The organism is Actinospica durhamensis, assembly GCF_018139695.1.
Classification (GTDB): domain Bacteria; phylum Actinomycetota; class Actinomycetes; order Streptomycetales; family Catenulisporaceae; genus Actinospica; species Actinospica durhamensis.
The window spans coordinates 1-9,052 of the sequence record NZ_JAGSOG010000318.1; the positions used below are offsets into that span (position 1 = coordinate 1).

The 9,052-nt window shown below is 72.5% G+C and carries 5 protein-coding genes; 4 read left to right on the forward strand and 1 reads right to left on the reverse strand.

What is annotated here, in order from left to right; all coding sequences use genetic code 11:
• The first annotated feature begins 115 nt into the window (after positions 1–115).
• The 3 genes from KDL01_RS35810 to KDL01_RS35820 all read left to right on the forward strand — a co-directional run bounded on the left by KDL01_RS35810 (position 116) and on the right by KDL01_RS35820 (position 6,693).
• Positions 116–4,912: a CHAT domain-containing protein gene (locus tag KDL01_RS35810; protein ID WP_212533145.1), complete on the forward strand. Its 4,797-nt coding sequence runs from the start codon at positions 116–118 to the stop codon at positions 4,910–4,912.
• Positions 4,913–4,979: 67 nt separating this feature from the next.
• The gene (locus KDL01_RS35815; protein WP_212533146.1) at positions 4,980–5,306 is read left to right on the forward strand and encodes a trypco2 family protein; all 327 of its coding nucleotides are present in this window, start codon (positions 4,980–4,982) and stop codon (positions 5,304–5,306) included.
• 163 nt (positions 5,307–5,469) lie between these two features.
• Positions 5,470–6,693, forward strand: a complete 1,224-nt coding sequence (locus tag KDL01_RS35820; RefSeq protein ID WP_212533147.1) for a cytochrome P450 — start codon at positions 5,470–5,472, stop codon at positions 6,691–6,693.
• A gap of 52 nt (positions 6,694–6,745) precedes the next feature.
• Here KDL01_RS35820 and KDL01_RS35825 read toward each other — a convergent pair whose 3' ends face one another.
• Positions 6,746–7,534, reverse strand: a complete 789-nt coding sequence (locus KDL01_RS35825) for an alpha/beta fold hydrolase (RefSeq protein WP_368861717.1) — start codon at positions 7,532–7,534, stop codon at positions 6,746–6,748.
• A 337-nt stretch (positions 7,535–7,871) separates the two neighbouring features.
• Between KDL01_RS35825 and KDL01_RS35830 the strand changes: the two genes are divergently transcribed.
• Positions 7,872–8,834: a helix-turn-helix domain-containing protein gene (locus KDL01_RS35830; protein ID WP_212533149.1), complete on the forward strand. Its 963-nt coding sequence runs from the start codon at positions 7,872–7,874 to the stop codon at positions 8,832–8,834.
• Positions 8,835–9,052 lie beyond the last annotated feature (218 nt).

Below are 9,052 nucleotides of genomic sequence, written 5' to 3' on the forward strand. Positions count from 1 at the left end.
GGGGGATCGACTAGCCTGGGGGCGGCCCGATCGCGGCCGTGCCGCGGGCGCTGCGCGGTTCCCGCCGCGGCGCGCAGGGCCTGGACAGTTGAGCGCAGTGGAGGTAGCGCGCGAGGTGACGCCCGGGGTTGCGAGCCTCGATCCGCGGCGGGTGGCCGAGGTCGTCGTGCAGGTGGACGGCGGCCGGACCCGTCGGGGCTCCGGCTATCTGGTGACCGCCAAGACGGTGCTGACCGCGGCGCACGTCGTGGCCGGCGCCGTGGCGGTCTCGCTGCGGTTCAACGCGGACCGGTCGGCCGAGTGCACCGCGTCCGGGCTGGTGACGTGGTCCTCGGACGCCGTGGACGCGGCGGTGGTGGAGATCGTGGACGTGGCCGGGGGACGGGTGCCGTTCGAGCCGGGCCACGCGGTCGCCTTCGGCCGCCTGCCCGACCAGGACACCTCGTTCACCTTCTCCGCGCTCGGCTTCCCGCTGTTCAAGTTGCGCGGGGACCGTTCGGCCCCGACGCTCTACCGCGACTCGCACCACGAGGTCGGCACGGTGAATCCGTGGTCGAACATGCGGGAGGGCACGCTCGCCCTAACGGTGCACTCCCCGGCGGACTCGAGCCCGGACCGCTCGCCCTGGGAGGGCATGTCGGGCGCCGCGGTGTGGGTCGACGGCCGCCTGGTCGGCCTGGTGAGCGAGCATCACCGGTCCGACGGCCCGGGCATGCTCGCGGCCAGCCGGATCGACCGCTGGTTCGAGCACCCGCGCCTGACCCGGGGCGAGATCAGTGAGCTCAGTGCCGCCATCGGCCTGCCGCTCGACGCCCTCGACCTGGTCGAGGTGCGCGCCCCCGCGTCCGCCGCCCTGCCCGGCCTGGTCTTCGACCTGGTGTCCCAGGCGCGGCGCAGGGTGGTGCTGCCGCCGGATCCGGCCGGGTTCGTCGGCCGGGAGACGGAGGTCGAGGTGTTGCTCGACCTGCTGCGCCCAGACGACGTCGGGCACGGCGGCGCGGACCCGGTCCTGGTCTCGGCCGTGGCGGGGCTCGGCGGCATCGGCAAGAGCACCCTGGCGGTGCGCGCCTGCCACCGCGCCTTCGAACGCGGCTGGTTCGCCGGCGGCGTCTACTTCCTTGACATGCGCGGGTTCGAGCAGGGGGCGGGCGGCCTGGTCACCGCGAGCCAGGCCATTGCGACGATGCTGCGTTCCCTGGTCGGCGCGGTGGAGCCGATTCCGGAGGCCGCCGAGGAGCAGCTGATCCTGTACCGCGCGCTCATGGCGACGCTCTCGACGCACCGTTCGGCGGTGCTGCTGGTGCTGGACAACGTCTTCGGCGAACACCAGGTCGAGCCGCTCGTGCCGGGCATCGGCAGTCATCGGGTGCTGATCACCTCGCGCAACAGCCTTGCCGCGCTGCGGGCCCGCCTGATCGAGGTCGACGGGCTCACGCCGGCAGCCGGCCGGGCCCTGATCGAGCGGGCGTTGGCCGCCGCGCACCCCGAGGACGCGCGCTGCGCCGACGAGCCGGACGAGCTCACGGCCCTGGTCGAGCTCTGCGAGTATCTGCCGCTGGCACTGGAGATCGTCGCCGCGCGCCTGAAGAGCACACCGCGCCGGACGCTGCGCTCGATGGTCGAGGAGTTGCAGGACGCGCGGACGCGGCTGGATTCGCTGATGTACGAAGGCGATCCGCCGCGCGGGGTGGAGAGTGCCTTCGGCGCCTCGTACCGCCACCTGCCTCCCGCGACCGCCCGGCTCTTCCGGCTGCTGGCGATCGGCCCGGGTCCGGACACCGATCTGGCCACGGCCGCCGTGCTCAGCGCCCAGACGGCCGCCGAGACGCGGCGGCAGCTCGAGGCGCTCGAACGTGCCCACCTCACCCGCGCCGATGCCACCGGCGAGCGCTGGAGCATGCACGACCTGGTGCGCCTGTACGCGCGCAAACTCGCCGACCAGGACGACAAGGACGCGAACGACGAAGCGATCATCCGGGCCATCGCGCACTACCTCGACGGCGCGGAGCGGGCGGCGGTGGGCCCGACGCAACAGGACACTGGGTCGCGAGGGTCAGGCCACGAATTCGAGCGCGGGGCTTCGGCCTGGCTCACCGAACGCAGGCCGAACCTCGTCGCCAGTGCCGGTGTGGCCCTGGAGCTGGGCTACCCGGAGCTGACGCTGAGGCTGGGGCGCGTCCTCGCCCCCTACCTGCGCGCGCACCAGTTCCACGAGGACCGACTACTCCTCGCGACCGCACTCGAACGGGCCGGTCACATTACCGGCGCCGCACAGACGGAGATGTCGGCTGCCCTCGAGGTGGGGGACGCGCTCGAGAGCCTCGGCCGACTCGCGGACGCACTCGACGCCTATGAGCATGTGGCGAGCCTGGCCGATGCGGCGGGAGATCCGCGCGGGGTGGCGAGGGCGCTGCTCAGCGCCGGGGAGACGCGCCGAAGGCTCGGTGACCTGGCCGAGGCGGGAGCCGCCTGGCGCCGGGTGGTCGACATCGCCGAGAAACACGGGTTGATCGACAATCTCCGTGCCGCGCTCGCCCAGTTCGCGGCTGCGCTCGAGGCCAGTGGACTGAGCCTTGCCACGCAGGTCGAACTCTCCTCAAGCGGGGCCGGGCAGGCCACCGATCGGCCGCTCGATGCGGCCAGGGCGCGGCTGGCCAGGGCGATCCAGGCGCAGGAGGCCGGGCACCAGACCAAGGCGTTGGCCGGCTTCGCGGCCGTGTTGCCGGTGCTGCGCGAACACGGCGACACGGAGTCGGAAACCAAGCTCCTCAACGCGCGTGGCACGCTGTTCGCCCGACGCGGCGAGAGCGTCGCGGCGGAGCGAGACCTGCGGGCCGCGTCGTCCCTTGCGCGCGCAGGCAGATTTACCGACTTGTACCTCGCGTCCATCCACGGACTCGGTGTGGCGGCACTGCGCGCCGGCGATCTGGCCCGCGCGCTGCGTCACCTGGACCAGGCGCTGTGGCTCGACGAGACGTCCGGCCCGCGCATGGCCCCGATTCTGCTCGACCGCGCCGAGACCCTGCTCGCCGCAGGCCTGGCCACCGAGGCGCGGGAGAACGCGCAGCGCGCGGTGGAGCTGTACGCATCGGTCGGCCTGACGGTCAACGCCGCCGAGGCACGACTGCTCGTCGCCAGGGCCGCGCTCACCACCAGTGAACTGAGCGCCGCCAGGGAGAACGCCCGAGCCGCCCGGCTCGTGTTCGCCCAGCAGCGGCGCCCGGCGTGGGCCGCGTGGGCGCGCTTCGTGGAGCACAGCGCGCGTTTCAGCGAAGGCGAACGCACCGCCGCGCTGCTGCGGGATCTGCACCGCAACGTGGACTACCTCGAGGACGTCGGGCCGGGCCTGCTGCCCCAGGAAAGCATGCTCGTCGCCGCCCGGGTCGCGATCTCCCTGGGGCGTAGAGCGACGGCCGAGTCACTGCTCACCGACGTCGCGCGCATCCGAGTGGGCGGTACTGCGCGCGGGCGCGTGCTGGGCTGGGAGGCCGAGACGGCACTGCGGGAGCTGCGCGGCGACACCGCCGGAGCCGGGCGGGCCGTGACCCAGGGGCTGCACGTCGTCGCCGCCTTCGCAGGCACGCTCGGCGCCACGGACATGCGGGTGGGCGTGAGTTCTCTGGGCGCCGAACTGGCGGAGACGGGACTGCGGCTTGCCGTGGAGTCCGGCTCGGCTCGGCGGATCCTGGTCCGTGCCGAGCAGTGGAGAGCAACGGTCCTGCGACAACGGCCGGTACATGCGCCCGCCGACTCACCACTGGCCGAGCGGCTGGCCCGGCTGCGCGCGCTCGTCGCCACGATCTCCGAAGAGGGGCCGGCCGGGCGAGACGTGCGCAGGCTCCAGATCGAGCGAGTGCGGTTGGAGGAGGAGATCAGGGAGCTGGCTCGCCATGCGCCGGGCGTGTTCACGCCCGAGTTGCCGCTGGATGTCGCCATGCTCGCCGCGCACCTGGGTGAACGCGCCTTGGTCGAGTACATACGGCTGGGCGATCAGCTCCACGCCGTCACCCTGGTGGCGGGCCGGACCCGGCTGTACCGGCTCGGTTCGTACGCTGAGGTGCTGGCGGAGTTGGACGGGCATCGCTTCGCGCTCGTGCGGTTGGCGCGACAGCACGGCTCCGCGGCCCTGCTCCGCGGCGCACAGGACGTCTTCCAGTACACGCGCGGACGAATGGACCGGCTCCTGCTGGAGCCCATGACCGAACAGCTGCGCGGCCGTCAACTCGTCATCGTGCCCACCGGCTCCCTGCACGCGCTCGCGTGGGCGACGCTCCCCTCTCTTTCCGGGACTCCCTTGGTGATCGCGCCCTCAGCTCGCTCCTGGATGGCGGCGGCCAGCCGGCCGGCCGGCCCTGATCCGGCGGCCGGCGGCGTGTTCCTGGCCCACGGCCCAGGGCTGATGCACGCCGGGACGGAGATCCACCGGATCTCCCGGAAGTACCCGGACGCCCGGGTGTTGTCGGGCGAGGGCGCCACCGTCGAGGCCGTGCTGGAGGGACTCGACGGCGCCTCGATCGCCCACCTGAGCACGCACGGGCGCTTCCGGGCCGACAATCCGCTCTTCTCCAGCCTGGAGTTCGCGGACGGGCCGTTGACCGTCTACGACCTCGAAGGCCTGGCGCGGGGCCCGCGGACGGTGATCCTCAGCTGCAGTGACGCGGCGCTGTCGGGCATCAGGCCGGGCGACGAGCTGATGGGGATGGCCAGCGCCCTGCTCGCGGCCGGAACCAGGTCCCTGATCGCCTCGGTCGGACCGGTCGGACCGGTCGGACCGGTCGGCGACGAGGAACTGGTCGAGGCCATGGACGTGTTCCATGCCGCGCTGGCGGCCGGGCGAGCACCCGCCGAGGCGCTGCTCGCCATGCAGGACGCCGTGCCGCAGGCGTGCACCTTCGTCTGTTACGGCGCCTGATCCCGAGCGCGGCGGGGTCCGCCTGCTCTACCCTGACTCAGGATCCATATACGGCGGGAGTGGGCGGATGAGCGGCATCGAATTGGCTTCGCTGGTCCAGCAGCTGCGCGAGGAGCTCGCGCTGGCGCTGGTGCAGGCGGAGGGCGAGCGGATCCGCTTCGAGCTCGGCCCGGTGGAGCTGTCCCTCACCGTCACGGTCGGCCGGGAGGCGAAGCCCGGCTCGAAGATCCGCTTCTGGGTCGTCGAGGCCGGTGCGGAGGCGACGTTCTCGCGTGAGGCGGTGCAGGAGATCAAGATGGTGCTCACTCCGGTGGACACCACGGCGAAGCCGGGCCCCGACGGCAAGCCCGCGCCCATCCGCATCAGCGGCGATCAGCTGCCCGGCGAACGCTGACGCGGCACCGGGGCATCGGGACACGGCGACCGGCCCGGCGGATCGAGGGCGCGCGGTGGCGAGTTGCTTGCGCGGCGCGGGAGCGCGGCTACTTTGGGTCAGGAGACTGCGACACAACCGCACGTGCCCATACCCTGATTCACCCTGATCCGAGAGGTCACGCATGACCGAGGTCGCCGAGAGTCCCGCCGGTTCCGATCTGCCGTCCTTTCCGTTCCCCAGCAGCCATTCGCTCACCCCGCCCGCCGCGTACGCCGAGCGACGGGCGAGCTGCCCGTTCGGCCAGGTGCGGCTGCCGAGCGGGGACCCGGCGATCCTGCTGCTGACCTACCGGGACGTGGCCGCGGCGATGGCGGACACGCGCCTGTCGCACGACCTGACCGGACCGGGGGCGCCGCGGATGACGGTGGAGCCGAGCTTTCTGCAGGACCCCGACGTCCTGCTGAACAAGGACGGCGAGGACCACCTGCGCATCCGGCGGATCGTCGCCGCGGCGTTCACCCCGCGCCGGGTGGAGCGCTGGAAGCCGGCCATCGAGCAGGTCGCCGAGGAGCTGATCGACGACCTGGAGGCGGCCAGCTCCCCGGCCGACCTGGTGGCCGGGTACTGCTTCGCCCTGCCGGTGCGCATCATCTGCCGGCTGCTGGGCGTGCCCGAGCGCGACGCGCTGCGCTTCCGGGTGTGGTCCAACGCCTTCTCCTCCGGCGCGCAGATGGCGCCCGAGGAGCAGATGGCGCAGATCGGCGCGTTCCTCGGGTACGTCGCCGAACTGATCGCGGCCAAGCGCGCGCAGCCCGGCGAGGACCTGATCGACGACCTGATCGCGGCCCGCGACGGCGCCGACCGGCTGACCGAGCACGAACTGCTGACCCTGGTGACCGGCCTGATCGCGGTCGGCAACGAGACCACCTCCACGGCGCTCAGCCGCTTCCTGGCCGAGCTGCTCGACGACGACCGCCGGCTGTGGCTGCGGCTGCTCGAGCACCCCGAGGAGCTGCCCGCCGCGGTCGACGAACTGCTGCGCTTCACCGGGCTGAGCAACAGTGCCCTGCTACGCCTCGCGGTCGAGGACGTGCAGCTGCCCTCCGGCACGGTCAAGGCCGGGCAGGCGATCGCCATCGCCAGCAACGGCGCCGGGCGCGACCCGGAGGCGTATCCGGACCCGGACACCATCCGCTTCGACCGGGACGCCCCGGTGCCGCTCATCTTCGGCGGCGGACCGCACTACTGCCTGGGCGCGCACCTGGCCAAGGCCGAGCTGAACATCGGCCTCGGCACGCTGCTCAAGCGGCTGCCGGAGCTGCGGATGACGGTCACCCGGGAGCAGCTGGCCTTCAGCGGCGGCGAGATCGTCGACTCGATGATCACGCTGCCTGCCGCCTGGTGACGGCAGGCCTCGCACACACGTGACAGGCCTCGCACACACCAGCCCCACCCGCTCAGCCGACCGGGCCGTCCGCCGCGGCCGCGACCTCGAGCACGGCCGCGGCGACGGCCCGGAAGTCCTTGCGCAGCACCGTCGAGTGGTTGCTCGTGACCGTCGCACTCACCCGCACGTTCGGGTTGCGCTCGAGCACCGGGTCCAGCGTGGCGCGCATCGCGGTGTGCCCCTCCTCGGTGGAGCCGAGGCTGGAGCCTGAGGCCACGATGAACCGCATCGGGCAGGTGACGCGGTCGAACACGGGCGCGCCGGCCGCGACGATCTCGTTGAGCTCGATGTTCACGTCAGCGTGCTGATCGGCGCTCATCCGCGCGGACAGGCCGAGCCGGCGGGTGACCGGCATGGTGAAGGCGAAGCGGCGGAAGAGCTTGCGGATCTGCGCGCGCCCGGCGTCCGGACCGCCCTCGACCGTGGCCAGGTAGTCCCAGGGGTAGCCGCCGTCCACCATGACCACCCCGGCGACCCGGTCCGGGTGGCTCGCGGCGAAGTGCAGGGCGAGCGCGGCCCCGTACGACCAGCCCACCAGCACCGGCCGGGTCACGCCTCGGGCGTCGAGGACCGCCTCGATGTCCCGGAGGCAGGCCTCGAAGGAGTAGTCCGCGGACTTCTTCGACTTGTTGCCGCGGGCCCGCTCGTCGTAGGTGATGTGCCGCCAGGAGGCGCCGAGCTCGGCCGTCACCGGCCGCCAGTTGCGCTGGGTGGCGTAGGAGCCGTTGAGGTAGACCACCGGCCGGCCCGGGCCGCCGGTGTCGGTCACGGCCAGCGCGGTGTCCTCCACCGGCACCATCCCGGTCCAGGAGGCCGCGGCCGCGTTCGGGTCCTCGGCCGCGTGCTGAACGGTGCCCGTGGCCGGCGTGGCGAAATTCGAGGCAGACAATTCTGGTTCCTTCGCGGACTCGAGGAGCGTCTTGGCAGGGCCGGCCGATGCGGCCGGCGCCCGTCTACGACGCTACGGCCCGCGCGCACGCCCCGGCCGGGTCCGCTCGTGCCACGAGGGGGGCCGTACGCGCCGCGAGGGGGCCGAAGGCGCCAGGAAGGGGGCTGCACGCGCCAATGCGCATCAGTACTCTTGCCCCATGATCTCGGGGACGGTATCGGCTCACCTGGTACGCCATCTACATGCCATGGCTCTGCGATACGGTGTCGACCCGCGGGCCATGAGCACGCTGCCGGGGCTCGACCCGGAGACGCTCGACAACGACCTGATCCGCGTGCCCAACCACACCATGTGGAGTATCTGCGAGCTGATCACCCTGACCGGCATCGCCGAGGCCGGCGTGGCGGCCGGCGCCTCGATCGCCCCCGGGGCCCTGGACTCATGGGGCTACCTGTTCGCGACCGGCGACTCACTCGCCGACGGACTCAGGGCCGCCGCGCACTACAGCCCGGCCGTGACCGACCCGACCGCGGCCTTCGAAGTCGTCGAGGACGGGCGGCTGCTGACGGTCCGCTACCGCGGCATCGAAGCCGTGCCGCGCCTGTCCTTCCTGCACGAGTGGGTCATGGGGATGCTGCTGCGGCGGGTCCAGGACGCCACCAGCACCGCCGCGACGCCGATCCGCGTCTCCTTCGCCCACGCGGCGCCGCGCAGCCACCGCTACCTGACCCACGCGTTCGCCACCGCCAACATCGAGTTCGATGCCGCGGCCAGCGAGATCACCTTCATCGACCCCGAGGCCGGCACGCCGCCGACGCCCCGGGACCCGGAACTCGACCGGATCGTCACCCGCTACACCGAGATGATGATGACCTCGGCGAAGGCGCCGCCGGACTGGCACAGCACGTTCCTCCAGGTGGTCTCCGACGCACTCGCGCGCGACGAGGTGAGCCTGGACGCGATCGCGAACCGACTGTGTATGAGCACACGTACACTGCAGCGCCGGTTCGAGGAGCAGGGCACCAGCTGGCGCGACGAGGTCGAGGCGGTGCGCCACGAGAAGACGCTGCGACTGTTGGGCGAGACTGACCTGACGGTCGAGTCCGTCGCCTCCAGGGTCGGCTACGCCGACGCCCGCACGCTGCGCAAGGCGTTCCTGCGCTGGACCGGACAGACCCCTGACGCGTACCGGCGTGCATCAAGAGTTTGAGGAGGACCGGGCGTCCGAGCGGGACCGGATCCGGTGACCGCGTGGCCTACGAGACGGAGTCCTCGAGGATGCGGGCGGTCAGGCCGTGGCCGGCAGCGGCCGGAGAACCTCGACGGCGTGGACACCGTGGTCGTCACCACCGGGCTGCGCGGCGACAACATCGAGGTCCTCACGGCCAAGGAGCGCGGGCTGACGGTGGTGCACCGGGCCACGATGCT